At 71.4% G+C, this 24,161-nt stretch carries 27 protein-coding genes and 3 tRNA genes; 8 read left to right on the top strand and 22 right to left on the bottom strand.

All coding sequences use genetic code 11. The features are described 5' to 3' along the window. Positions 1-101 precede the first annotated feature (101 nt). Together ACIGJO_RS23275 and ACIGJO_RS23270 are read left to right on the top strand one after the other, a co-directional pair. The gene (locus ACIGJO_RS23275) at positions 102-1,328 is read left to right on the top strand and encodes a pyridoxal phosphate-dependent aminotransferase (protein WP_399960970.1); all 1,227 of its coding nucleotides are present in this window, start codon (positions 102-104) and stop codon (positions 1,326-1,328) included. A gap of 122 nt (positions 1,329-1,450) precedes the next feature. Then, on the top strand, positions 1,451-2,470 hold the full coding sequence (locus ACIGJO_RS23270) for an adenosine deaminase (protein ID WP_399960968.1): 1,020 nt from the start codon (positions 1,451-1,453) through the stop codon (positions 2,468-2,470). Here the strand turns inward: ACIGJO_RS23270 and ACIGJO_RS23265 are convergent, their stop codons facing one another. Then, positions 2,471-3,067 carry a TetR/AcrR family transcriptional regulator gene (locus ACIGJO_RS23265; RefSeq protein ID WP_399960966.1) on the bottom strand — a complete coding sequence of 199 codons (597 nt, stop codon included), beginning with the start codon at positions 3,065-3,067 and terminating at the stop codon, positions 2,471-2,473. An 85-nt stretch (positions 3,068-3,152) separates the two neighbouring features. Between ACIGJO_RS23265 and ACIGJO_RS23260 the strand changes: the two genes are divergently transcribed. After that, complete coding sequence (locus tag ACIGJO_RS23260; protein WP_399960964.1) at positions 3,153-3,788, top strand: NAD(P)-dependent oxidoreductase; 636 nt, start codon at positions 3,153-3,155, stop codon at positions 3,786-3,788. Positions 3,789-3,824: 36 nt separating this feature from the next. On the opposite strand, the gene ACIGJO_RS23255 is transcribed toward ACIGJO_RS23260, so the two are convergent. The 6 genes from ACIGJO_RS23255 to ACIGJO_RS23230 all read right to left on the bottom strand — a co-directional run bounded on the left by ACIGJO_RS23255 (position 3,825) and on the right by ACIGJO_RS23230 (position 6,378). Next, entirely contained in the window at positions 3,825-4,880 is a 1,056-nt protein-coding gene (locus tag ACIGJO_RS23255; RefSeq protein WP_399960962.1) for a UDP-N-acetylmuramate dehydrogenase, read from the bottom strand. Between the two features lie 70 nt (positions 4,881-4,950). Then, entirely contained in the window at positions 4,951-5,379 is a 429-nt protein-coding gene (locus ACIGJO_RS23250; protein ID WP_329940693.1) for a MaoC family dehydratase, read from the bottom strand. Beyond that, positions 5,379-5,831 carry a MaoC family dehydratase N-terminal domain-containing protein gene (locus tag ACIGJO_RS23245; protein ID WP_399960960.1) on the bottom strand — a complete coding sequence of 151 codons (453 nt, stop codon included), beginning with the start codon at positions 5,829-5,831 and terminating at the stop codon, positions 5,379-5,381. Before ACIGJO_RS23245 ends, ACIGJO_RS23250 begins: the two co-directional genes overlap by 1 nt. Before the next feature lie 103 nt (positions 5,832-5,934). After that, positions 5,935-6,099: a 50S ribosomal protein L33 gene (gene rpmG, locus ACIGJO_RS23240; RefSeq protein WP_003956487.1), complete on the bottom strand. Its 165-nt coding sequence runs from the start codon at positions 6,097-6,099 to the stop codon at positions 5,935-5,937. Between the two features lie 88 nt (positions 6,100-6,187). Continuing rightward, a tRNA-Met gene (locus ACIGJO_RS23235) sits at positions 6,188-6,260 on the bottom strand. A 45-nt stretch (positions 6,261-6,305) separates the two neighbouring features. After that, positions 6,306-6,378: transfer RNA gene (locus ACIGJO_RS23230), tRNA-Thr, on the bottom strand. 289 nt (positions 6,379-6,667) lie between these two features. On the opposite strand from ACIGJO_RS23230, the gene ACIGJO_RS23225 reads away from it, so the two are divergent. Beyond that, the gene (locus tag ACIGJO_RS23225; protein WP_399960958.1) at positions 6,668-7,966 is read left to right on the top strand and encodes an amidohydrolase family protein; all 1,299 of its coding nucleotides are present in this window, start codon (positions 6,668-6,670) and stop codon (positions 7,964-7,966) included. A gap of 34 nt (positions 7,967-8,000) precedes the next feature. Beyond that, complete coding sequence (locus ACIGJO_RS23220; RefSeq protein ID WP_399960956.1) at positions 8,001-8,657, top strand: SDR family oxidoreductase; 657 nt, start codon at positions 8,001-8,003, stop codon at positions 8,655-8,657. 95 nt (positions 8,658-8,752) lie between these two features. Here the strand turns inward: ACIGJO_RS23220 and ACIGJO_RS23215 are convergent. Next, positions 8,753-8,834 (bottom strand) — tRNA-Tyr (locus tag ACIGJO_RS23215). A gap of 329 nt (positions 8,835-9,163) precedes the next feature. Between ACIGJO_RS23215 and ACIGJO_RS23210 the strand changes: the two genes are divergently transcribed. The 3 genes from ACIGJO_RS23210 (at position 9,164) to ACIGJO_RS23200 (ending at position 11,226) form a co-directional block, all read left to right on the top strand. Next, positions 9,164-9,652 carry a YajQ family cyclic di-GMP-binding protein gene (locus ACIGJO_RS23210; protein ID WP_266931780.1) on the top strand — a complete coding sequence of 163 codons (489 nt, stop codon included), beginning with the start codon at positions 9,164-9,166 and terminating at the stop codon, positions 9,650-9,652. Between the two features lie 252 nt (positions 9,653-9,904). Continuing rightward, positions 9,905-10,462 carry a methylated-DNA--[protein]-cysteine S-methyltransferase gene (locus tag ACIGJO_RS23205; protein ID WP_399960954.1) on the top strand — a complete coding sequence of 186 codons (558 nt, stop codon included), beginning with the start codon at positions 9,905-9,907 and terminating at the stop codon, positions 10,460-10,462. 86 nt (positions 10,463-10,548) lie between these two features. Then, positions 10,549-11,226 (top strand): alpha-ketoglutarate-dependent dioxygenase AlkB family protein, encoded by a 678-nt coding sequence (locus ACIGJO_RS23200; protein ID WP_399960952.1) that lies wholly within the window; start codon positions 10,549-10,551, stop codon positions 11,224-11,226. Between the two features lie 62 nt (positions 11,227-11,288). On the opposite strand, the gene ACIGJO_RS23195 is transcribed toward ACIGJO_RS23200, so the two are convergent. The 14 genes from ACIGJO_RS23195 to ACIGJO_RS23130 form a co-directional block, all read right to left on the bottom strand. Next, on the bottom strand, positions 11,289-11,561 hold the full coding sequence (locus ACIGJO_RS23195; protein ID WP_266931783.1) for a GlsB/YeaQ/YmgE family stress response membrane protein: 273 nt from the start codon (positions 11,559-11,561) through the stop codon (positions 11,289-11,291). An 81-nt stretch (positions 11,562-11,642) separates the two neighbouring features. Next, positions 11,643-12,035 carry a YccF domain-containing protein gene (locus ACIGJO_RS23190; protein WP_399960949.1) on the bottom strand — a complete coding sequence of 131 codons (393 nt, stop codon included), beginning with the start codon at positions 12,033-12,035 and terminating at the stop codon, positions 11,643-11,645. Then, positions 12,032-12,895: a zinc metalloprotease HtpX gene (htpX, locus tag ACIGJO_RS23185; protein WP_399960947.1), complete on the bottom strand. Its 864-nt coding sequence runs from the start codon at positions 12,893-12,895 to the stop codon at positions 12,032-12,034. Before htpX ends, ACIGJO_RS23190 begins: the two co-directional genes overlap by 4 nt. A gap of 252 nt (positions 12,896-13,147) precedes the next feature. Further along, positions 13,148-13,609, bottom strand: coding sequence for a large conductance mechanosensitive channel protein MscL (gene mscL, locus ACIGJO_RS23180; RefSeq protein ID WP_399960945.1), 462 nt, complete (start codon positions 13,607-13,609; stop codon positions 13,148-13,150). A gap of 127 nt (positions 13,610-13,736) precedes the next feature. Beyond that, on the bottom strand, positions 13,737-15,449 hold the full coding sequence (locus ACIGJO_RS23175) for an NADH-quinone oxidoreductase subunit N (protein ID WP_399960943.1): 1,713 nt from the start codon (positions 15,447-15,449) through the stop codon (positions 13,737-13,739). After that, positions 15,446-17,011 (bottom strand): NuoM family protein, encoded by a 1,566-nt coding sequence (locus ACIGJO_RS23170; protein WP_399961263.1) that lies wholly within the window; start codon positions 17,009-17,011, stop codon positions 15,446-15,448. The genes ACIGJO_RS23175 and ACIGJO_RS23170 overlap by 4 nt, the downstream gene beginning before the upstream one ends. A 27-nt stretch (positions 17,012-17,038) precedes the next feature. Beyond that, positions 17,039-19,039 carry an NADH-quinone oxidoreductase subunit L gene (locus ACIGJO_RS23165; protein ID WP_399960941.1) on the bottom strand — a complete coding sequence of 667 codons (2,001 nt, stop codon included), beginning with the start codon at positions 19,037-19,039 and terminating at the stop codon, positions 17,039-17,041. Continuing rightward, positions 19,036-19,413 (bottom strand): NADH-quinone oxidoreductase subunit NuoK, encoded by a 378-nt coding sequence (gene nuoK / locus ACIGJO_RS23160; RefSeq protein WP_399960939.1) that lies wholly within the window; start codon positions 19,411-19,413, stop codon positions 19,036-19,038. The genes ACIGJO_RS23165 and nuoK overlap by 4 nt, the downstream gene beginning before the upstream one ends. Continuing rightward, on the bottom strand, positions 19,413-20,012 hold the full coding sequence (locus ACIGJO_RS23155) for an NADH-quinone oxidoreductase subunit J (RefSeq protein ID WP_399960937.1): 600 nt from the start codon (positions 20,010-20,012) through the stop codon (positions 19,413-19,415). The genes nuoK and ACIGJO_RS23155 overlap by 1 nt, the downstream gene beginning before the upstream one ends. After that, positions 20,009-20,614, bottom strand: coding sequence for a NuoI/complex I 23 kDa subunit family protein (locus tag ACIGJO_RS23150; protein ID WP_399960935.1), 606 nt, complete (start codon positions 20,612-20,614; stop codon positions 20,009-20,011). Before ACIGJO_RS23150 ends, ACIGJO_RS23155 begins: the two co-directional genes overlap by 4 nt. Beyond that, a complete protein-coding gene (locus ACIGJO_RS23145) occupies positions 20,614-21,582 on the bottom strand; it encodes an NADH-quinone oxidoreductase subunit H (protein WP_399960933.1) in 969 nt (322 codons plus the stop codon). Before ACIGJO_RS23145 ends, ACIGJO_RS23150 begins: the two co-directional genes overlap by 1 nt. After that, a complete protein-coding gene (locus tag ACIGJO_RS23140; protein ID WP_399960931.1) occupies positions 21,579-22,958 on the bottom strand; it encodes an NADH-quinone oxidoreductase subunit C in 1,380 nt (459 codons plus the stop codon). Before ACIGJO_RS23140 ends, ACIGJO_RS23145 begins: the two co-directional genes overlap by 4 nt. Continuing rightward, complete coding sequence (locus ACIGJO_RS23135; RefSeq protein ID WP_399960929.1) at positions 22,955-23,662, bottom strand: NADH-quinone oxidoreductase subunit B; 708 nt, start codon at positions 23,660-23,662, stop codon at positions 22,955-22,957. The genes ACIGJO_RS23140 and ACIGJO_RS23135 overlap by 4 nt, the downstream gene beginning before the upstream one ends. Beyond that, positions 23,653-24,087, bottom strand: a complete 435-nt coding sequence (locus ACIGJO_RS23130; protein WP_399960927.1) for an NADH-quinone oxidoreductase subunit A — start codon at positions 24,085-24,087, stop codon at positions 23,653-23,655. The genes ACIGJO_RS23135 and ACIGJO_RS23130 overlap by 10 nt, the downstream gene beginning before the upstream one ends. Between the last annotated feature and the right edge of the window lie 74 nt (positions 24,088-24,161).

Genomic DNA, 24,161 nt, shown 5'->3' with positions numbered 1-24,161 from the left:
CAGACAGGAACCGACCGGTCCCGTCCGCATGCTGTCCACGTCCTGTCCGGTCCCTGAAACCCCTGTGCCGACGGCGTTTCCTGTCTGGGACCATGGGGGGCATGAGCGCTGCAACTTCTCCCTCCGCGCGCCGGGTCTCCGCCCGCGTCGGTGCGATTTCCGAGTCCGCGACCCTCGCCGTCGACGCCAAGGCCAAGGCCCTCAAGGCCGCCGGGCGCCCGGTGATCGGCTTCGGCGCCGGTGAACCGGACTTCCCCACCCCCGGCTACATCGTCGACGCCGCGGTCGAGGCCTGCCGCAACCCGAAGTACCACCGCTACACCCCGGCGGGCGGGCTCCCCGAGCTCAAGGCCGCCATCGCGGAGAAGACGCTGCGCGACTCCGGCTACGAGGTCGACGCCTCCCAGGTCCTGGTGACCAACGGCGGCAAGCAGGCCATCTACGAGGCGTTCGCCGCGATCCTCGACCCGGGCGACGAGGTCATCGTCCCCGCCCCGTACTGGACCACCTACCCCGAGTCGATCCGTCTCGCGGGCGGTGTCCCGGTCGAGGTCGTCGCCGACGAGACCACCGGCTACCGGGTCTCCGTCGAGCAGCTCGAAGCCGCGCGCACCGAGCGCACGAAGGTCGTCCTGTTCGTCTCGCCGTCCAACCCCACCGGCGCCGTCTACAGCGAGGCCGACGCCGAGGCGATCGGCCGCTGGGCCGTCGAGCACGGCCTGTGGGTGCTGACCGACGAGATCTACGAGCACCTCGTCTACGGCGACGCGACGTTCACCTCGCTCCCGGCGATCGTGCCCGAGCTGCGCGACAAGTGCATCGTGGTCAACGGTGTCGCCAAGACGTACGCGATGACCGGCTGGCGCGTGGGCTGGATCATCGGCCCGAAGGACGTCGTGAAGGCCGCGACCAACCTCCAGTCGCACGCCACCTCCAACGTCTCCAACGTGGCCCAGGTCGCCGCACTGGCCGCCGTCTCCGGCCCGCTGGACGCGGTCGACGAGATGCGCACCGCCTTCGACCGCCGGCGCAACCTCATCGTGCGGATGCTCAACGAGATCGACGGCGTGCTCTGCCCGGAGCCCGAGGGCGCGTTCTACGCCTACCCGTCGGTCAAGGAACTGCTCGGCAAGGAGATCCGCGGCAAGCGCCCCGCCACCTCGGTGGAGCTCGCGGCGCTCATCCTGGACGAGGCCGAGGTGGCCGTCGTACCGGGCGAGGCCTTCGGTACGCCGGGTTACCTGCGGCTTTCGTACGCCCTGGGCGACGACGACCTCGTCGAGGGCGTCTCGCGGCTCCAGAAGCTGCTGGGCGAGGCCAAGGCCTGACCGGCACGCCCACCCCATGAGAAGTGCCTCCCGGCCTGGCCGGGGGGCACTTTTTGTTCGATCGGTGCCCCAGGAGGGAAAGCGGCTTCCGCTCCGGGCCGCCCGTGCGGCAGGATCTTCCAATGGAGCGTGATGTACGTCTGTTGCCCAAGGCCCACCTGCACCTGCACTTCACCGGGTCGATGCGGCCCACCACCCTGCTCGAACTAGCCGACAAGTACGGCGTGCACCTGCCCGAGGCGCTGACCGGTGGCGAGCCGCCCAAGCTGCGGGCGACCGATGAGCGGGGCTGGTTCCGCTTCCAGCGGCTCTACGACATCGCCCGGTCCTGTCTGAGGTCCCCGGAGGACATCCAGCGGCTTGTGCGCGAGAGCGCCCAGGAGGACGTCGTGGACGGCTCCGGGTGGATGGAGATCCAGGTCGACCCCACCTCGTACGCCCCGCTGCTCGGCGGACTGATCCCGGCCATCGAGATCATCCTGGACGCCGTGGACAGCGCCTCCAGGGACACCGGGCTCGGGATGCGGGTGGTGATCGCCGCGAACCGGATGAAGCACCCGCTGGACGCCCGGACCCTGGCGCGGCTCGCCGTGCGGTACGCGGACCGGGGCGTCGTCGGCTTCGGGCTCTCCAACGACGAGCGCCGGGGCATGGCCCGCGACTTCGACCGCGCCTTCGCCATCGCCCGTGAGGGTGGACTTCTCGCGGCCCCGCACGGCGGTGAGCTGTCGGGTCCGGCGAGTGTGCGCGACTGCCTCGACGACCTCGGCGCGGCCCGGATCGGGCACGGCGTACGGGCCGCGGAGGACCCCCGGCTGCTGCGCAAATTGGCGGAGCGCGGGGTGACCTGCGAGGTCTGCCCGTCCTCCAATGTGGCGCTCGGGGTCTACGAGAAGCCCGCGGACGTTCCGCTGCGCACCCTGTTCGACGCGGGGGTCCCGTTGGCCCTCGGGGCGGACGACCCGCTGCTGTTCGGTTCCCGGCTGGCCGCGCAGTACGACCTCGTACGCCGCCACCACGGCTTCACCGACGAGGAGCTGGCGGAGCTGGCGCGGCAGTCCGTACGGGGGTCGGCGGCGCCGGCGGACGTGGCGCAGAAGATGCTGACCGGGATCGACGAATGGCTGACGGCCGTCCCGTAGCTAACCGATTCCGCCCAGCAGGGTGCGCGCGATCGAGGCGGCGAACTCGTCGAGCGGCTGCGGCGGTGTGCGGCCGGGAGCCATCTCGTAGGCGAAGGCGCGCTGGGCGCAGGCGCCCAGCAGCAGTGAGGCCGCGGCACAGGTGTCGGCGTCGCCGCGGACACGGCCCACCCGCTGTTCGGCCCGGAGATAGGCGTCGAGGCCCTGGATCGGCTTGTGCGGCCCGGTGTCCAGCTCCCGCATGGCCTCCTCGTGGCGGCGCTTGAGCTGGGGCTCGGCGTACAGCGACGCGGCCATCGGGAAGCTCTGCTGGTAGAACAGCGCCGCCTGGCGGGCGATCTCGGTGAGGTTGTGCTCGATGTCCCCCTCCCCCGGTTCGGCCGCCAGGGCGCTCAGGAGGCTGCCGAGCTTGGGCAGCCGCTCGCTGAGCACCGTCACGAACAGCTCCTCCTTGCCGGAGAAGTACTTGTAGAGCGCCGCTTCCGAACAGCCCGCGGCCCTGGCGATCTCCTTGGTGGTGGTCCGGGCGAGGCCTATGCCGAGCATCAGCTCATGGGCGGCGTCGACGATGCGGACACGGGTCGGCCTCTGTTCCATGGGTGCTCCAACCAATCTTGACGAGAGGGTGAGTATCCGCTCACCCTATGGGTGAGTGAGTACTTACCCACCCGAGGAGTGCACCATGAGGATCACCGTGTTCGGTTCGACGGGCGGCGTCGGCCAGGAGCTCGTGCGTCAGGGCACCGAGGCCGGTCACGAGGTGACGATCGTGGTCCGTGACCCGGAAAGGCTCCCGGAGGGGCTGGCCGGGGCGGCGTTCCACGACGTCGTGCGGCTCGACGACCCGGCCGCGGTGCGCGCGGCGGTGGCGGGCCGGGACGCGGTGCTCTCCGGGCTGGGGTCGCGCGGCCGGAAGGCGAACGGGGTCGCGGAGCGGCTGACCGGGCTGGTGCTGGCGGCGATGGAGGCCGAGGGGGTGCGGCGGCTGCTGGTGGTGAGCGCGACGCCGGTCGGGCCCGAGGCCGCCGGTGACCCGCTGGTGGACCGGCTGGCCCGCAGGGCGGTCGGAGCGGTCCTCAAGGAGCTCTACGCCGATCTGGCGCGGATGGAGGAGGCCCTCGCCCGTTCCGCGACGGACTGGACGTCCGTACGGCCGCCGAAACTGACGGACGGGCCGCGCACGGGGGCCTACCGGACGGTCATCAGCGGCACCCCGCGCAGCGCCCGGTCCATCTCACGGGCCGATGTGGCGCACGCGATGCTGGCGCTGATCGACGATCCGGCGGCCGTGAAGCAGGGCGTGGGCGTCGCCTACTGAGCGCCGGCCCGCTCCCCGGGCCGCCCTGCCCCGCTCCTACAGGCTCACGCCTACGGTCACCGGTTCGTTGACGAGGGTGACGCCGAAGGCCTCGTGGACCCCGGCGACGACCTCGCGGGCCAGGGCCAGCAGGTCCTCGGTGGTCGCCCCGCCCCGGTTGGTGAGGGCGAGGGTGTGCTTGGTGGAGATACGGGCCGGGCCGGTGCCGTAGCCCTTGGTGAAGCCCGCCCGGTCGATCAGCCAGGCCGCCGACGTCTTCGTACGGCCGTCCCCGGCGGGGAACGCCGGGGGCACCGTGCCGTCGCCGAGCCGTTCCCGTACGCGGTCCAGGAATGCCTCGTACTGGGCCGGTCCCAGGATGGGGTTGGTGAAGAAGGAGCCGGCCGACCAGGTGTCGTGGTCCTCGGGGTCCAGCACCATGCCCTTGCCCGCGCGGAGCCGGAGCACCATTTCGCGGGCGGCCGAGGCGGGAACGCGCTCGCCCTGCTCCACGCCCATGGCACGGGCCGTTTCGGGGTACTTGAGGGGCGCGGACTGGCCTGCCGCCTCTTCCAGCTCGAATCGGACACGGAGCACCACGAAGCGATCGGGTTCCGCCTTGAACCGGCTGTGCCGGTACGCGAACGCGCACTCGGCGTTCGGGATCGTGACCGTTTCCCGCGTGTGCCGGTCGTAGGCGACGACCTCCGTGATCGTGGAGGACACCTCCTGGCCGTACGCACCGACGTTCTGGATCGGCGTCGCACCCGCGGAGCCCGGGATGCCGGCCAGGCACTCGATTCCCGCGAGACCGGCCTCGACCGTGCGGGCGACGGCGTCGGTCCACACCTCACCGGCCGCCAGCTCCAGCGTCGTACCGGAGAGGGCGAAGCCCTCGGTCGCGATGCGCAGGGCGGTGCCGTCGAAGCCCTTGTCGCCGATGACCAGATTGGATCCGCCGCCGATGACCAGAAGCGGGGTGCCGCTCTCGTCGGCCTCGCGCACGGCGGCGATCACCTCGGCGTCGGTGGTGGCCGTGAGAAGGCGGGCCGCGGGGCCGCCGAGCCGGAAGGTGGTCAGGGGGGCGAGGGGGGCGTCGTGGAGTTCCTGCACGGGGACAAGGGTACGGTCCGCGCCCCCGCCTCCTCGGGCGGGCCACGGACCGTACGTGCGCGACAGGATCTCAGGCGAGCCGGACGACCGCCCGGGACATGCCGAGCACCTTCTTGCCGTCACACACGGCGACCAGATCGACCCGCACCTGACGGTCGTCCAGCTTCGCGGCGACCTTGCCGCTGACCTCGATCAGCGCGCCCTTGTCATCGTTCGGCACGACGACCGGCTTGGTGAACCGCACCCCGTAGTCGACGACCGCGCCCGGATCCCCGGCCCAGTCCGTGACCACGCGGATCGCCTCGGCCATCGTGAACATGCCGTGCGCGATCACGTCCGGCAGCCCGACCTCGCGCGCGAACCGCTCGTTCCAGTGGATCGGGTTGAAGTCGCCCGAGGCGCCCGCGTACTGCACCAGCGTCGCCCGCGTCACCGGGAACGACCGCGCCGGCAGCTCCGTACCCACCTCGACCGACTCGTAACTGATCTTCGCCGTCATCACGCCTCCTCGGCGGCGCGCGCCACCAGCTTCGTCAGCGCCGTCACCACGAGCGCACCGGACTCGTCGTGCACATCGCCCCGGATGTCCAGGATGTCGTTGCCCGCCAGCGACTTGATGCCCTCGATCGTCGAGGTGACCGTGAGCCGGTCCCCCGCCCGCACCGGGCGCACATAGGTGAACTTCTGGTCGCCGTGCACCACGCGGCTGTAGTCCAGTCCCAGCTGCGGGTCCTGCACGACCACTCCGGCGGCCTTGAACGTGATCGAGAAGACGAAGGTGGGCGGCGCGATCACATCGGAATGCCCGAGCGCCCGTGCGGCCGCCGGATCGACGTACGCCGCGTTGGTGTCGCCCACCGCCTCGGCGAACTCGCGGATCTTCTCCCGGCCGACCTCGTACGCCGGAGTGGGCGGATAGGTCCGCCCCACGAAGGACTGGTCGAGCGCCATGAGCTCGCTACCTCCTGATGAAAGACGAATAACAGCGGGGAACAGCCCCATACAACGACACGAGGCCGCCCCCAGAGGGGACGGCCTCGTGTACGAGCCTGATTCAGCGCGTTTCGCGGTGCGCGGTGTGCGAGTTGCAGCGCGGGCAGTGCTTCTTCATCTCAAGACGGTCCGGGTTGTTACGCCGGTTCTTCTTGGTGATGTAGTTCCGCTCCTTGCACTCCACGCAGGCCAGCGTGATCTTCGGGCGGACGTCGGTGGCAGCCACGTGAGTGCTCCTTGGACGGACGGTGGACGGATGAACGCATAAAAGAGTAGCCGATCGAAGGACCGACCCCACAATCGGCTACCGTTAGTAGCGGTGACCGGACTTGAACCGGTGACACAGCGATTATGAGCCGCTTGCTCTACCGACTGAGCTACACCGCTTTGATGACGAGTCCCCCCGCCGAAGCGGGGTTTCCCGATCACCAGAGCCCCAATGCGGAATCGAACCGCAGACCTTCTCCTTACCATGGAGACGCTCTACCGACTGAGCTATTGGGGCGAGCGATGAAGACATTACACGGTCCTCCGCCGATCGCCCAAATCCGTTTCGGCGACCCGTGCCAGGCCCCGGAATCACGCCCCGCCGGACCCCCCGGGCGGGTGGTGAACAGTGCCTTGATCAGGGCCTTGATCGAGTTCCCGGCGCAGCCCCGCCGCGGCCGCGAAGCGGCACTCGGCACGCCCCCCGAACACACCGGTACGACTATTCCGCTCCTCCTCGAAGCGGGCCCGGAGCCCCCCTAGGCTCGACCCACTCCAAGTGATCTTGCCCCCTTCCCAGGAGCGCGATGCCCGACAGCCAGCCGCGGCGGCCCGACGACAGCGTGCCCGGCGGCGCCGACGCGGCCACCCACGACGCCACCACCGGCGACACCCCCGCGCTCGTCCTCTCCGGCGCCCGGCTCACCGACGGCCGCACCGTGGACGTACGGCTCGGCGGCAGCCGTATCGAAGCCGTCGGCACCACGGGCAGCCTCGGCGCCCGTGGGCCCCGTGTGGACCTGCGGGGGTACCTCCTGCTCCCGGCCCCCGCCGAGCCCCACGCCCACAGCGACACCGCCCTCACGGCCGACAGCTCGGGCCCCGGCAGCCCAGGCCCCGCCTCCCACCGCGCCGAGGACATCCAGCGCCGCGCCACCGAGGCCGCCCTGCTCCAGCTCGGCCACGGCGCCACCGCCCTGCGCTCCCACGTGCGCATCGGGGACGTCCAGGGCCTGGCCCGCCTCGAAGCCGTCCTCCAGGCCCGGCGGGCGCTGCGTGGCCTCGCCGGTCTCACCGCCGTCGCCGTCCCCCGCCTGCTCACCGGCATCGCGGGCGCCGACGGCCTCGCCGTGCTCCGCGACGCCGTGAAGATGGGCGCCGGGGTCGTCGGCGGCTGCCCCGACCTCGACCCCGACCCCACCGGCTACACCGAAGCCGTCCTGGAGATCGCCGCCGAGCACGGCTGCCCGGTCGACCTGCACACGGACAGTGACGATCCTGCGCGGCTCGCCCGCCTCGCCGCCATGGCCGGCGGGCTGCGCCCCGGCGTCGCCATCGGGCCGTGCGCCGGCCTCGCCCGGCTCCCCCACGACGTCGCCACGCGCGCCGCCGACCAGCTGGCCGCCGCCGGAGTCACCGTCATCTGCCTGCCCCAGGGCGGCTGCTGCGGCGCGGAACAGCGCGGTACCGCCCCCGTACGCCTCCTGCGCGCCGCCGGCGTACGCGTCGCGGCAGGCAGCGGTGCGCTGCGCGATGCTTCCAACCCCGTCGGCCGGGGCGACCCCCTCGAAGCCGCCTACCTCCTGGCCTCGCAGTACGGCCTGCGCGCCGAACACGCCTACGACGCCGTCTCCGTCACCGCCCGGGAGGCCATGGGACTGCCCGAGGTGCGGGTGGAGGCCGGCTTCCCCGCCGAGCTCCTCGCCGTCCGGGGGGACACCGTCGCCGGGGTGCTCTCGCTCGCCTACAGCCGGATCGTCGTGCACCGGGGCCGGGTGGTCGCCCGTACCAGCGCCGTACGCGAGTACGGCGACTCCGAGACCACGGTCGCCCTCGGCCTTCCCCGCCAGGGCCGTCCCGACTCGCAGCCCGGCGGCAGGCCTTGAGCGCGCCGCCGCACTCCGGCGTACGGTCGTGAGTATGCGCATTGTCATCGCAGGTGGACATGGTCAGATCGCGCTGCGGCTGGAGCGTCTGCTCGCCGCACGCGGTGATGAGGCCGCGGGCGTGATCCGTGACCCGCGGCAGAGCGAGGACCTCCGGGCGGCGGGCGCCGAACCGGTCGTGCTGGACCTCGAATCGGCGTCCGTGGAGCAAGTCGCGGAAGCCCTGCGGGGCGCCGACGCGGCGGTCTTCGCGGCCGGAGCGGGCCCGAACAGCGGCTCCGAACGCAAGGACACCGTGGACCGGGGCGCGGCGGTGCTGTTCGCGGACGCGGCCGAACGGGCCGGGGTGCGGCGCTACATCGTCGTCTCCTCCATGGGCGCCGACCCCGAACACCCGGGCGACGAGGTCTTCGACGTCTACCTGAGGGCGAAGGGGGCCGCCGACGCGGACGTGCGTTCCCGGGACGCACTCGACTGGACGATCCTGCGCCCGGGAATGCTGACGAACGACGCGGGCACCGGACAGGTGCTGCTGGCCGCCTCGACCGGGCGCGGGCCGGTGCCCCGCGACGATGTGGCGGCGACGCTGCTGGAGCTTCTGGACACCCCGGCGACGGCGGGCCTGACGCTGGAACTGATCGCGGGAAGCGTGCCGGTGACGGTCGCGGTGAAGGACATCGCGGGCAACTGACCGGGCCGCCGGGCGCGGCCGCGAAAGGTGCGGCGCACAGGAGCGGAAACGAAAGAGTCCCCGACCAGACGTGCTGGTCGGGGACTCCGTTCGCGTGGCGGCGCCAGGGTTCGAACCTGGGTAGGCTGAGCCGGCAGATTTACAGTCTGCTCCCTTTGGCCACTCGGGCACACCGCCTCGAACGACGCGTCGGAACTCCACTGGGGTGCTCCTTGGCGACGACGTAAACGATACCCGATGCGTAGGGGTGCTCCGCCACCTGATTGATCAGCACCCGGGAGTGGGTGGTGGTGGCCGAGGACCGCCCCCCGCACCCGGCGGATCGGCGCACGGTGCCGGATGCGGTGCACCGCAAGGCTCAGGGCGCCCGCGCACGGGACGTACGCGGGCGTTCCGGCAGCGTCTCGGGGTGCCGCGGCCGCCGTCGCGCACCCGCCGGGGGCGGTGGGACAGCCCTTAGGCTTTGGGCTGTATCCCCACGCATTCGACACAAGGAGCCACACGTCATGGCCGACTCCAGTTTCGACATCGTCTCGAAGGTCGAGCGGCAGGAGGTCGACAACGCCCTCAACCAGGCCGCCAAGGAGATCTCCCAGCGTTACGACTTCAAGGGCACGGGCGCTTCGATCTCCTGGTCCGGCGAGAAGATCCTGATGGAGGCGAACGGCGAGGAGCGGGTCAAGGCCATCCTCGACATCTTCCAGTCCAAGCTGATCAAGCGCGGCATCTCGCTGAAGTCGCTGGACGCCGGAGAGCCGCAGCTGTCCGGCAAGGAGTACAAGATCTTCGCCACGATCGAGGAAGGCATCTCCCAGGAGAACGCCAAGAAGGTGGCGAAGATCATTCGCGATGAGGGTCCCAAGGGCGTCAAGGCGCAGGTCCAGGGCGACGAGCTGCGGGTCAGCTCGAAGAGCCGGGACGACCTTCAGGCGGTCCAGGCGCTGCTCAAGGGCCAGGACTTCGACTTCGCGGTGCAGTTCGCCAACTACCGGTAGAGGGTTCACGAGGTTGTCCGGTCCGCCGCGGTTCGCGGCGGACCGAGGGCGGGGCGGACGTGCCGGCCGGCGCGGACCGCCCCGCGGGCGTTCCGGAGGCGTTCCGGGTGCGGTGCGGGTGGCGGGGCCCGGTGGGGGCCCTGGACGCGATGTCCGAATGCCGCCGGTCGGGGTGCGGCGCACGGCGCAGACTGGTCGGTGCGGGCTTCGTGGCACAGGCTTCGGCTCGCCGGGCAAGGAGGACGACACATCATGACGACCGTGTACGCGAGGATCGACAGCCCGCTGGGCGAGCTGCTTCTCGTCGGCGAGGTGCCGGCGGGTGCGGAGAGCGCCCCGGCGGCGGATGCGGCGGCGGACGGTGTCGGGCTGGTCTCGCTGTCCCTCCCCGGCCAGAAGGGCGGCACGGTCGTCCAGGACGGCTGGCGGGAGGCCCCCGAGCTGTTCGCCGGGATCGCGGCGCAGCTGCGGGCGTATTTCGCGGGCCGGCTGACACGCTTCGACATCCCGTACGCGGAGGGGGCGGGCACGGCCTTCCAGCGGCGGGTCTGGCGGGCGCTGGACACGATTCCGTACGGCGAGACGGTGTCGTACGGGCAGATCGCCGAGCGGGTGGGCTCCTCCGGCGCTGGGGTACGCGCGGTGGGGACGGCGATCGGGCGCAATCCCCTGCTGGTCGTGCGGCCGTGCCACCGGGTCATCGGGGCGGACGGGGCGCTGCGCGGGTACGCGGGCGGGCTGGAGCGCAAGGAACGGCTGCTGGGGCTCGAAGGCGCCCTGGCCCCGGGGTACCGCGCCGTGAACCGCTGAACCGGCCGCGCTCGCCGGGTTCCGGACTGTGGCTCTGCCAGGGGTGGGTGCGAACGGTGAGGATGGTGGGGTGAGTGGTGTCGCGTGTGGATCCGCCGCCGTCCGGCGGTCTCTTCCCCCGGCCCCGGAGGGTCGTCGCACCGGGCGCCGTTCACGTACCGGAGTGGCTGTCGCCCGGCCTGCGGCGGGAGTTGGTGGCGGCGTGCCGGGAGTGGGCGCGGGGGCCTGTTCCGCTGCGGCGCACGGTGCTGCCCGGCGGTGGGGTGATGTCGGTGCGGACGGTGTGCCTGGGGTGGCACTGGCAGCCGTACCGGTACGGGCGTACCGCCGATGATGTGAACGGCGCGCGGGTCGCCGCGTTCCCGGAGTGGCTGGCGGATCTGGGGCGTGCGGCGGTGGCCGAGGCGTACGGGGACGCGGACGCCGCCGCCTCGTACGCACCCGACACCGCGCTGATCAACTTCTATGACGGCGCGGCGAGGATGGGCATGCATCAGGACCGGGAGGAGCGCTCCGGTGCTCCGGTGGTGTCGCTGAGCATCGGGGACACCTGTGTGTTCCGGTTCGGGAACACCGAGGACCGGGGGCGGCCGTACACCGATGTGGAGTTGGCGTCCGGGGACCTGTTCGTGTTCGGCGGACCGTCGCGGTTCGCCTTCCACGGCGTGCCGAAGGTGTACGCGGGAACGGCCGGCCCGGAGACGGGGCTGCGGGCCGGCCGGCTCAATCTGACGTTGCGCGAGACGGGGCTGGGCGATCGGTGAAGCACCGTGCGCCGGGCGTCGTGCGCGGGACGGCCGTGGGCCGTGCGGCGCACGGCTGTGGGTCAGCGGCGTTCGCGTGAGTTGCCGAAGAGCAGCCGGTAGGCGATGAGCAGCACGAGGGAGCCTGCGACGGCGGCCACCCAGGTCGCGGTGTCGTAGAAGTCGTTGCTGATGGGGCGGTCGAGGAACCGGCTGGACAGCCAGCCTCCGACGAAGGCACCCACGATGCCGATGAGGGTCGTGCCCACGATGCCGCCCGGGTCCCGGCCCGGAAGCAGGATTTTGGCTATGGCGCCCGCGAGCAGCCCCAGAATGATCCAACCGACAATGCTCATACTGCCGCACCTACCCCTTGCCTCGTCCTGGAATCCAAGACGCGGCCGAGGGGGTGCGGGTTGCCTGGCGCGGCGCGCGGTCTACCGGCCGGCGAAGGGCCGGTCGGTGCGGACGATCTCCTTGCCGAAGGGCATGAGGGAGACCGGGATCAGCTTGAAGTTCGCGATGCCCAGCGGGATGCCGATGATCGTGACGCACAGGGCGATGCCGGTGAAGATATGGCCGAGTGCGAGCCACCAGCCGGCCAGGACCAGCCAGAGGACGTTGCCGACGCAGGAGGGCGCACCGGCGTCGCGGCGGTCCACGACCATGTAGCCGAAGGGCCACAGGGCGTAGACGCCGATCCGGAAGGCGGCCAGGCCGAAGGGGATGCCGATGATCGTGATGCACAGCAGGAGGCCTGCGGCGAGGTAGCCGAGGAACATCCAGAAGCCGCACAGGACGAGCCATATGACGTTCAGGATTGTCTTCACGGGCGATGACCTGCCATCTGCTCGAGTCGGGCGATTCGCTCCGCCATGGGTGGATGCGTCGAGAACATCCTGGCCATGCCCCGGCCGGGACGGAACGGGTTCGCGATCATCATGTGGCTCGCCGTCTCGATCCTCGGTTCGGCGGGCAGCGGAAGCTGCTTCGTACCGGCGTCCAGCTTGCGCAGGGCGCCGGCGAGCGCGAGGGGGTCGCCGGTGAGCTGGGCTCCGGAGGCATCGGCCTCGTATTCGCGCGAGCGGCTTACGGCCAGTTGGATGACGGAGGCGGCGAGCGGGCCGAGAATCATGATCAGGAGCATGCCGAGGATGCCGGGGCCCTCGTCGTCGTTGGACCGGCCGACAGGGATCAGCCAGGCGAAATTGACGAGGAACATGATGACGGAGGCCAGGGCTCCGGCGACGGAAGAGATCAGGATGTCGCGGTTGTAGACATGGCTGAGCTCGTGTCCCAGGACGCCTCGCAGCTCTCGTTCGTCCAGGACCTGGAGGATGCCGTCGGTGCAGCAGACCGCGGCGTTGCGCGGATTGCGGCCGGTGGCGAAGGCGTTGGGTGCCTGGGTCGGCGAGATGTAGAGCCGGGGCATGGGCTGGCGTGCCTCGGTGGAGAGCTCCCGCACGATGCGGTAGAGCTGTGGCGCCTCGAATTCGCTGACGGGGCGGGCCCGCATGGCCCTGAGTGCCAGCTTGTCGCTGTTCCAGTACGCGTAGGCGTTGGTGCCGACGGCTACCAGGAGCGCGACGATCAGGCCCGTACGTCCGAAGAAGCTGCCGATGACGATGATGAGTGCGGACAGTCCCCCGAGGAGTACGGCGGTCTTCAGCCCGTTGTGCCGGCGGTGCACGGTACGCCCTCCAAGTGGTGCAGCAGGGGAACCCTTTGCTTGGTGGTGCTCCACTCTCCAGTGGAGCCTCCCGTACTGGTCAACGCCAGGCGAGGGGAGCTAGTTCCCTTGTGCGCACGGCCGGAGGGCGGGGTGTTCCCGGCCGCTCCGGCCGCTCCGGCCACTTCTTCGGGCACCGTCACCCGTACAGGCCCGCTCTAGGCCGTACGGGTGTCTCGGTGGGGCCTGCGGGTACTGCGGGGGCCGCGGGGGTCAGCGCTGCGCGGGCAGCCCGGCGAGGGCGAGTGCCTCGGGGTCGGGCTGGACGTCGCTGGTGCAGTGCCCGCAGCGGGAGGCGATGGCGGGGATCTCCGTGTAGCAGCGGGGGCAGTCGCGTACGGCGGCCTTGATGTCGGCCTTCTCGTCGTGCTTGGCCGTGAAGCGGTTCTGGACCTTGGCCATGGGGACGACGACGCAGAAGTAGAGGACCGCGGCGGTGATGAGGAAGGCGATGGCGGCGGCGAGGAACTTGCCGTACGGGAAGATGGCGCCCTGGACGGCGAACTCCGCCGCGCTGAAGTCACCGACCGAACCGGTGGCGAGGCCGATCAGCGGGGTGATGAACGCGGTGCTGAAGCCGGTGACGACGGCGGTGAAGGCGGCTCCCACGGCGAGTCCGATCGCCATGGAGATGACGTTTCCGCGCAGGATGAAGTCCTTGAACCCGTTCAGCACTGCTCTTCGCTCCTCTGTACCCGCTACGTGACGTCCTTTACGTGACGTATGCAGGCATGAACCCTGCCCTGTGGGGGCCGCCGCGGGCAAACCGATCTTGGGGCTTCCGGGCGGCTCCCCGGGGGCGTCAGAAGAGACCGACCGCGGCGAACCTGAGGACGACCTGCGGGGCACCCGAGAGGACGACGCCCGCGAGCGTGGTGAGAGCGATCGCGGTGACGAGGGGCGCGGGGGCGCGCAGCCGGTGCGGGGCGGGCCCCGGGGCGCCCTCGTCCGCCGTTTCACCGGTCCCTGCCGGGGCACCCGCCCCGGCGGGGGCGGCGGTGCCGGCCGACTCGGTCGTGGCGGCGGCCTCCGGGCCCCGGAAGAGGACGGCGGTCCACTGAAGGTAGTAGTAGAGGGCGATCACGACGTTGACGGCCATGACCACGGCGAGCCAGCCGAGACCCGCGTCGACGGCCGCCGAGAAGACGGTGACCTTGGCGAAGAGGCCGATGATGCCCGGCGGCAGCCCGGCCAGACAGAGCAGGAAGAAGCCCATCGCCAGGGCGGCGAGGGGGCGGGTGGCGTACAGGCCGCGGTAGTCGGTGATCCGGTTGCCGGGGCTCGTACGCGCCACGAGGGCGGCGACGGCGAACGCGCCGAGGTTCACCACGGCGTACATGAGGGCGTACGCGACGGTGGAGCCGATCTGCTCGTCGCTGGAGTACGCGGCGGCGGCGATCGGGACCAGGAGGTAGCCGGCCTGCGCGACGGACGACCAGGCCAGCAGACGGACGGCACTGCGGGCGCGGGTGGCGTTCTGGCGCAGGGCGGCGACATTGCCGATCGTCATCGTGACTGCGGCGAGGACGGCGAGGGCCGGTCCCCAGACGTCGGCGTAGGCGGGGAACGCGACCACGGTGACGAGGATGAGGCCGGAGAACCCGACGGCCTTGCCGACGACGGAGAGATAGGCCGCGATCGGCAGGGGGGCGCCGACATAGGTGTCGGGGACCCAGAAGTGGAAGGGTGCCGCGGCCGTCTTGAAGGCGAAGCCGACGAGCGTGAGGGCGACGCCCGCCTGGGCGAGGGTGTCCAGCTGACCGGGTACGGCGTCGAGGCGGGTGGCCAGCTCGGTCAGGTGCATGGTGCCGGTCGCCGCGTACACGAAGCTGACGCCGAGGAGCATCACGGCGGTCGCGACGACGGAGGAGAGGAAGAACTTCAGAGCCGCTTCCGAGGAGCGCCTGTCGCCGCGCTTGATGCCGACCAGGGCGAAGGCGGGCAGCGAGGCGACTTCGAGGGCGACGACGAGCGTGGTGAGGTCGCGGGCGGCGGGCAGGAGCGCCGCGCCCGCCGCCGAGGACAGCAGCAGGAACCAGAACTCGCCCGCCGGGAGCTTGCGGGTGTCGTCCAGGGAGAGCAGCGCGGTGAGGAGGGCCCCGCCGAGTACGAGCGCCTGGATGACGAGGGCGAAGTGGTCGGCGGTGTAGCTGCAGGCCCGGATGGTCTCGGTGACGCAGAAGGTCGAGCGGTCCCCGGCGCGCAGCGGGACGAGGACGGCGAGGGCCGCGAGGAGTCCGGCAATGGTGCCGTAGCCGAGGTACTGCTTGCGGTGCTCGGGGAGGAAGAGGTCGGCGACGAGGACGATCAGGGCGCAGGCGGCCACGATGACGGGCGGTGCGATGGCGAGCCAGTCGATGGACTGGACGAGGCTGGGGGTGCTGTCGGCCGCGGTGGTGAACAGACCCGGGGCTCCCGCCCCCGCCCCTGTTCCTGCTCCTGCTCCTGCTCCTGCTCCTGCTTCGATTGCCGGCCGGGCGGCCCCGGCTGCTGTGGTCACGAGGTCCGCGGTCACGACTTGCCTCCTGCGAGGAGCTTCTGCACGGCCGGGTCGGTGAGGCCGAGGAGGACGGCGGGCCAGAGTCCGGCGAGGACGGTGAGGGCGGCGAGCGGGGTCCAGGCGGCGAATTCGTACCCCTGGATGTCGGCGAGCCGCCGGGTGCCGCCGGAGTGCTGGGCCCCGTTGGGCTCACCCATGCAGACGCGGCGTACGACGATGAGCATGTACGCGGCGGTGAGCAGGGTGCCGAACGCGCCGATGGCCATGAAGGTGCGGAACGCGGGGCGGCTGAGGCCTTCGGCGGGGTCGAACGCGCCGAACAGGGTGAGCATCTCGCCCCAGAATCCGGCGAGTCCGGGCAGCCCCAGCGAGGCGACGGCGGCGAAGGCGAGGAGGGCGCCCAGGCGGGGGGCCCGGCCGTAGAGCGCCGCTCCGGTGGCACCGGCGAGGGTGTCGAGATCGGCGGTGCCGTACCGGTCCTTCACCGCGCCGACCAGGAAGAAGAGCAGGCCGGTGATGAGGCCGTGGGCGATGTTGGCGAAGAGCGCGCCGTTGACACCGGTGGGGGTCATGGTCGCGATGCCGAGGAGTACGAAGCCCATGTGACCGACCGAGGAGTACGCGATCAGCCGCTTGAGGTCGCCCCGGGAGCCGGGGCGGGCGAGCGCGAGGCAGGCGAGGGATCCGTAGATGATCCCGGCGACCGCGAAGGCGGCGAGATAGGGCGCGAAGGTGTGCATCCCGTCGGGGGTGATGGGCAGCAGGATGCGGACGAACCCGTACGTGCCCATCTTCAGCATGACGCCCGCGAGGAGGACGGAGCCGACGGTCGGGGCGGCGGTGTGGGCGTCGGGGAGCCAGCTGTGCAGCGGCCACATCGGGGTCTTCACGGCGAGGCCGATGCCGATCGCCAGAACGGCGATGACCTGCACGGACGAGGTGAGACCGCGGCCGTTGTCAGTGGCGAGTGCCACCATGTCGAAGGTGCCGCTCTTCAGTCCGATGAGGAGCAGGCCCAGCAGCATGACGACCGAGCCGAGCAGTGTGTAGAGGATGAACTTCCAGGCGGCGGCCTGCTTCCGGTCGCCGCCCCAGCGGGCGATGAGGAAGTACATCGGGATGAGGACCATCTCGAACGCGAGGAAGAACAGCAGCAGGTCGAGGACGGCGAAGGTCGCGAGGGTGCCGGACTCCAGGACGAGGATCAGGGCGACGAAGGCCTTCGGGGAGGGGCCGGCAGGCATTTTGAAGTAGCTGTACAGCGCGCAGAGGAAGGTCAGGAGCGCGGTCAGTACGAGAAGGGGGAGCGAGATGCCGTCGATGCCGAGGTGGATCCGCACGTCCAGCGCCGGGATCCAGCTGATGTCGGTGGTGGCCTGCATCTTCGACGGGTGGTCGTGGTCGAAGCCGGCGGCCAGGACGATCGCGGCGATGAGGACGGCGCCGGTGACGGTCACTCCGTGGCGGAGCACCGCCTGGTCGGGGTTCCTGCCCCGCAGTCCGGGCGGTGCCGGGAGAAGGGCCGCGACGGCGCCGAGGAGCGGGGCTACGACGATGAACGCGAGAAGGAACTGCATCACGGATTCGCTGATATCGATCACGGCTCACGACCCGGCGTTGACGGTGGCAAAGACGACGGCGGCGATCGCCAGGACAAGGGAACCGGCGAGCAGTGCGCTGAGGTAGGTCTGCACGTTGCCGGTCTGGGCGCGGCGGACGGCGGTGCCGAGCCAGCGTGCGCCGGTGCCGGAGCCGCGTACGTAGGTGTCGACGACCTCACGGTCCAGGAAGCGCACGACGCGGGCCGCTCCCAGCACGGGGCGGACGAAGAGTGCCGCGTACAGGGCGTCCAGGTGGAAGCCGGCGGCCGCGTGGCGGTGGAGCGGGCCGAGGAGAAGACGGCCGGGGTCGGCGGGGTCGGGGGCGTCCCCGTCGTGGCCGTAGGCGGCGGTGTGCGAGGTCATCGCCTCGACCTCGACCAGGGCGGGCTCGGCGTCGGGGTGGGCGACGACCGCGCCCATCGGGGTACGGGCGGCCAGCGCCGTGCGGTGCCGCCAGGCGGCATAGGTGACCAGACCGCCGGCAAGACCGACGCCCGTGGACAGGACGGCGGTGGCGAGGGAGGGGGTGAGGCTGTGGCCGTCGAACCAGTCGGAGATCGTCCCGACGGTGAGCCCGAAGGCGATGGTGGGGACGGCCAGGAGCCACAGGACCGAGGTCATGGCGACGGGCTGCCTGCCGTGGTCGGGGGCCTCGGCGCCGCGGCCCCGGAAGGCCAGCAGCCACAGCCGGGTGGCGTACGCGGCGGTGAGGACGGCGGCGAGGAGTCCGGCGACGAGGACCGTCCAGCCGGCGGCGGCCGGGGCGATGCCGCGGTCGCCGAAGGCGGTGTGCTCGGCGGCGACGAGGACGGCTTCCTTGGAGAAGAAGCCGGCGAACGGCGGGATCGCGGCGAGGGCGAGGAGGGCGACGGTCATCGTCCAGTAGGCGTCCGGGATGCGCTTGGACAGGCCGCCCATACGGGACATGGCGGCCAGTGAGTTCGTCCCGGCGGCGTGGATGACGACCCCGGCGGCGAGGAAGAGGACGGCCTTGAACGCACCGTGCGACAGGAGGTGGAAGACGGCGGCACCGCGGTCGCCGACGGCCAGAGCACCGGACATGTAGCCGAGCTGGCCGATCGTCGAGTAGGCGAGGACCCGCTTGATGTCGTCCTGCGCCAGGGCCGCGATCCCGGAGCCGATCATCGTGACGGCGGCCATCACCGCGAGCACGACGAGGGCCGCGCCGGAGGCGGCGAAGACGGGGAGGAGCCGGGCCACGAAGTAGATACCGGCGGCGACCATCGTCGCGGCGTGGATGAGCGCCGAGACGGGCGTGGGACCGGCCATCGCGTCGGGCAGCCAGGTGTGCAGGGGGAACTGCGCGGACTTGCCCGCGACGCCCGCGAGGAGCAGCAGGGCGATGAGGGTGGGGTGGTCGAGCCCGCCGTTCGCGACGGCTCCGAGGATGCCGGTGATGCGGAAGGTGCCGGTGTCGGTGGCGAGCGCGAACAGACCGATGAGGAAGGGGACATCGCCGAGCTTGGTGACCAGGAAGGCCTTGAGCGAGGCCGCCCGCGCTTCGGGCGTCTCCCAGTAGTGGCCGACGAGGAAGTACGAGCAGATGCCCATGATCTCCCAGCCGACCAGGAGCACCATCAGGTCGCCGGAGTAGACGACGAGGAGCATCGCGGCGGTGAAGAGGGAGACGAGGGCCGCGTACGAGGGGTAGCGGGGGTCGTCGCGCAGGTAGGCGGTCGAGTAGATCTGCACGCAGGTGGCGACGAGTCCGACCAGGACGGCGACGAGGACGGCGAAGCCGTCGAGGTGCAGGGCGAGGTCGATGGGGACCGAGCCGGTGGGGGTCAGCTGGGTCGCGGCGTCGATGGCCCGGCCGCCGCCCTGGCGTGCGGCGACGATCACGGCGATGACGGCCGCGCCGAGGGTGGGGAGGATCGCGAGGGGGCGTACGTAACCGGGGGCGGTGCGGCCGAGGAGCAGACCGGCCGCCGCGCCCAGGAAGGGGAGAAGGGGAACGAGGGCGGCGAGGGTCGTGGTGGTCACGCGGTGGCCTCTGCCTTCTGTGCCTTCCCTGCCGGAGCAGTGGCCTGGTCTGCGTCTTCGGCGGCGTCCGTCTCGGCGGTGTCGCGGAGGCGGTCGATGTCGGAGGTGCCCCGGTTGCGGTGGACCGCGAGGACGATCGCCAGGCCGATGCCGATCTCGGCCGCGGCGATGGCGATGGTGAAGAGGGTGAGGGCCTGGCCGGAGTGGAGGGCGTCGCGGAGCCAGACGTCGAAGGCGACCAGGTTGAGGTTGACGGCGTTGAGCATCAGCTCGACGGACATCAGGACGAGGATCGCGTTGCGCCGGGCGAGCACGCCGTACAGCCCGGTGCAGAAGAGGAGGACCGCGAGCACGGCGGGATAGGCGAGGTGCATCAGCTCTTGTCCTCTCGGCTCTTGTTGTCCTTGCGGGACAGGACGATCGCGCCGACGAGGGCCGCGAGCAGCAGGACGGAGAGTGCTTCGAAGGGCAGCACCCAGTGCCTGAAGAGGAATTCACCCGTTGCCCGGGTGGAGCCCTGGGCCGGTCCGTCCAGGTCGATCCAGGTGGTCCGGAAGGCATCCACGACCACCCAGACGAGGGCGGCAGCGGCGGCAGCGGCCACGCCGAGGGCGACCCACCGGTTGCCCGAGTCGGCGTCCGGGGAGCGGCCGATGGGCGCTCTGGTCAGCATCAGTCCGAAGAGGAGGAGGACGACGACGGAACCCACGTAGATCAGGACCTGGACCCAGGCGATGAACTCCGCGGTGAGCAGCAGGTACTCGACCGCCAGCCCGCCGAGCGTCACGACCAGCCAGAGCGCGGCGTGGACGAGCTGCTTGGTCGTGACGGTGATGAGTGCCGCGCCGAAGGTGGCGAGGCCGACCAGGAGAAAGGCGATCTCGACACCGGTCGGGGAGAGGAAACCGGGGTGATCCGCGGCGGTGGTGACGGTGGCAGCCGTCGTGAGGGCAGCGGTGGCGGCGAGGGTCACTGGTCTCCCTCCTGCGTCGGCGTCTGCTGTGCGTCCTGCGCCGCCTGGGCCTGCTGGGCTTCCTGGGCCGCCTGGGCGCGCTGGGCTTCCAGCTTCTCCGCGGTCTTGCGGGCCGCGGCGATCTCCTTCGGCTCCTCGGCCCCCGGATCGAGCGCGGGCGGCTCCGGCACGGTCCACATCCACTCGCGGAGCTTGTCCCGCTCGTGGGTGAGTTCGTGGATGTCCGTCTCCGCGTACTCGAACTCCGGCGACCAGAACAGCGCGTCGAAGGGACAGACCTCGATGCAGATCCCGCAGTACATGCAGAGCGAGAAGTCGATCGCGAAGCGGTCGAGGACATTGCGGCTGCGTTCACGGCCGCCCGGGGCCGTCGCGGGCACCGTCTCCTTGTGGGAGTCGATGTAGATGCACCAGTCGGGGCACTCACGGGCACAGAGCATGCAGACCGTGCAGTTCTCCTCGAACAGGCCGATGACACCGCGGCTGCGGGGCGGGAGTTCGGGCTGGACATCCGGGTACTGCGCGGTGACGGTCTTCCTCGTCATCGTGCGCAGAGTGACGGCGAGGCCCTTGGCCAGGCCGGAGCCAGGGATCGGAGGCACTAGTTGATCGCCACCTTCACGATGCCGGTGAGCGCGATCTGCGCGAGAGCGAGCGGGATGAGCGTGGTCCAGGCGAGCTTCTGCAACTGGTCCTCGCGCAGGCGGGGGTAGCTGACGCGCAGCCAGATGACGACGAAGGCGAGGATGCCGGTCTTGAGGAGGGTCCAGACCCAGCCGAGCCCGTCGGCCCCGAGCGGACCGTGCCAGCCGCCGAGGAACAGCACGGTGGTCAGGCCGCACAGGACGACGATGCCCGCGTACTCGGCCAGGAGGAACAGGGCGAAGCGGAGCCCGGTGTACTCGGTGTACGCGCCGAAGATGATCTCGGAGTCGGCGACGGGCATGTCGAACGGGGGGCGCTGGAGTTCGGCGAGCCCGGCCACGAAGAAGACCAGGGCTCCGACGATCTGCCAGGGCAGCCACCACCACTCGAAGGCGTTGAGGATGCCGGGGAGCGAGACGGTGCCCGCCGCCATGGCCACGGAGGCGGCGGCGAGCAGCATCGGCAGTTCGTAGGCGAGCAGCTGGGCGGCGGTCCGCAGTCCGCCGAGGAGCGAGTACTTGTTGGCCGAGGCCCAGCCTGCCATCAGCGAGCCGAGTACCCCGATACCCATGACCGCGAGCACGAAGAAGATGCCCGCGTCGACGACCTGGCCGACCGCACCCTCGCTGGGGCCGATGGGGATGGCGACGAGTACGAGGAGGTACGGCAGGAGCGCGACGGCGGGCGCGAGCTGGAACACCCGGCGGTCGGCCTCGGCCGGGACCACGTCCTCCTTCTGCGCGAACTTCACGCCGTCCGCGACGAGCTGGGCCCAGCCGTGGAAGCCACCGGCGTACATGGGGCCGAGGCGGCCCTGCATATGGGCCATCACCTTGTGCTCGGTCTGGCCCACGACGAGCGGGACGACCATGAACACGGCGAAGACGATGACGAGCCGGAGGGCGACGTCGAGTACGTCGTTCACGCGGTATCCCCTCCGGCGGGACGGTCGGGGTGATCGGGGCGGTCGGAGTGATCGGGGCGGTCGGCCTGATCCGGGCGGTCGGAGTGATCCGGACGGTCCAGGCGGGTTTCGGTGTCGGGGGCGGGCTCGGGTGCCGACTCCGTCTCGGCGGCGGGCTCGGCGTCCGGCTCGGGGGCGGAGGGCTCGGCGTCCGGCTCGGAGGGCTCGGCTGCCGCCTCGGCGTCCGGCTCGGGGGCGGAAGCGGGTGTTCCGCCCGTCGGCCCGGACGTACCGGCCCCGCCGCCGTCCGTGTCATCGAACGCGGGGCGCGCGTCGTGCCAGGGGGCATCCGTGCTGCGCGGCGGTCGCGGGGTGCGCGCGGGCGTGGCCCCAGGAGCGCTCGCCGTGTCGTCCTGCGCCGGGGCGGTGTCCGACGTCGGCGCGGGGGCGGTGTCCGGGGCCGGGGGTGTCGCCGCGCGCTGCTGGCTCGCCGAGCCCTCGGACACGCTGCGCGAACGCCGGGGCCGGGCTGCGGGAGCCGCAGGTGCCGCGGGCTCGGCGGCCGTACCCGCCGTACCCGCCGTACCCGCCGGCTTGTCCGCCGTACCCGCCGTGCCTGCCGTACCCGCCGCCGCTTCCGCCGTGCCCGTTGCCGCGCGCTGGGCGGCCGAGCCCTCGCTCGCGCTGCGGGCGCGGCGTACGGGGCGGTCACCCGCCGCGGCGCGGGCGCCGCGGGCCGGGCGGGAGGGGGCGGGCGGGAGCTGGCCCTTGAGCGGGCCCCATTCGTTCGGGTCGGGTACGCCGGGCGGCAGCATCGTGCGGCGCTTGGGACCGCCGTGCTCGGACTCGCCCGGCTCCTTGGCCCCGGGCCATGCCTTGGCGACGCGGGCGGCCAGGACGAAGTCCTTGCGCAGCGGGTGTCCCTCGAAGCCCTCGGGCAGCAGCAGCGGGACGAGGTGCGGGTGGCCCTCGAAGCCGATGCCGAACATCTCGTGGGTCTCGCGCTCGTGCCACTCCGCGCCCGCGTAGACGCCGATGGCACTGGGCAGGACCGGGGCCTCGTGCGGAACGGTCGTACGGACCAGGAGGCGGCGGACCGTACCGGTCCGCAGGCCGGCGACATGGGCGCAGACGCGGAATCCGGTACCGGGTTCGTCAACGGCGCTGAGCCAGTCGAAGTAGCCGCAGCCCAGCCGGTCGCGGGCCGTTTCGAGGGCGTCGATCCACGAGGCGGCGGGAACGTCGACGGTCAGCAGGTCGTAGGCACGTTCGGCCGTGGCGTCCGCGCCGAAGATCTCGGTGACGGCGTCGGGCAGCCGGTCGTACGCCTCCGGACCGGACGCGGCGGCCGACGTCGCGTCGGGCGTGGTGCCGGAGGTGGCATCGGGCTCGGTCACTTCGCCTCCTCCCCCGGTGCGGCGGGGGCGGCGACCGGTGCGCTGCGCAGCGCGGCGGTGGACGCACGGCCCGCACCGGCGTCCCCGGGGGCGTACGGCTCGGTGGCGTACCGCTCGGCGAGCGACTCGCGGGCGATCTTCTCCTGGAGCTTGAGGATGCCCTGGAGCAGCGCCTCGGGCCGGGGCGGGCAGCCGGGTACGTACACATCGACCGGGATGATCTGGTCGACGCCCTTCGTGACGGAGTACGAGTCCCAGTAGGGGCCGCCGCAGTTGGAGCAGGCGCCGAAGGAGATGACGTACTTCGGCTCGGGCATCTGCTCGTAGAGGCGCTTGACGGCCGGGGCCATCTTGTCCGTCACGGTGCCGGACACGATCATGAGGTCGGCCTGGCGGGGGCCGGGCGCGAACGGGATCACCCCGAGCCGGATGAAGTCGTGACGGGCCATCGAGGCGGCGATGAACTCGATGGCGCAGCAGGCGAGTCCGAAGTTGAAGACCCAGAGGCTGTAGCGGCGGCCCCAGTTGAGGACCACCTTCATCGGCTCGGGGGCGAGCCGGGAGAGCACGCCGAGCCTCTTCGGCTCCGGCAGCGAAACCGGCTGCGCGGCAGGCGCCGGGGCCGGTGGCACTGCCGGGGCGGATGCCGCTCGCGGCGTCGGACCGGGCTGCGGTTCCGGGGTCGTCCGGCTCGTCACGCCCATTCGAGGACGCCCTTCTTCCATGCGTAGAGCAGTCCCACGGCCAGGAAGCCGAGGAAAATGAACATTTCCACCAGCGTCGTCGCACCGTATCCGGGGGCCGCGAATACGGTCGCCCACGGAAAGAGGAAGATCGAATCGACGGCGAAGATCACGTACAGGAAGGCGTAGACGTAATAGCGCACCTGTGTGTGCGCCCATCCCTCCCCGACGGGGTCCACGCCGCACTCGTAGGTAAGGAGTTTCTCCGGCGTCGGAACCACGGGCCTGAGCAGTCGGCCGGCCCCGAAGGCGACGGCGACGAACAGCACGCCGATCAGGGCGAGCAGTCCGACCACTGAATAGCTCTGGAAGTACTCCGACGCGAGAACGGTCGATTCGGTCCTCACGTCCGCCCCTCGCTCCCTCGAACACACCGGTCCGGCCATCTGTACGCACGGGAGTCTAGGCCCTGTTAAAGAACTGGTAAGCAGCCGCGTCGGGCAACGGGGTGGGGTTATCC

Source organism: Streptomyces sp. NPDC079020, assembly GCF_044542225.1.
GTDB lineage: Bacteria > Actinomycetota > Actinomycetes > Streptomycetales > Streptomycetaceae > Streptomyces.
Note: the sequence above shows the minus strand (reverse complement) of the source record. Positions and strands in the feature narration are given on the sequence as shown.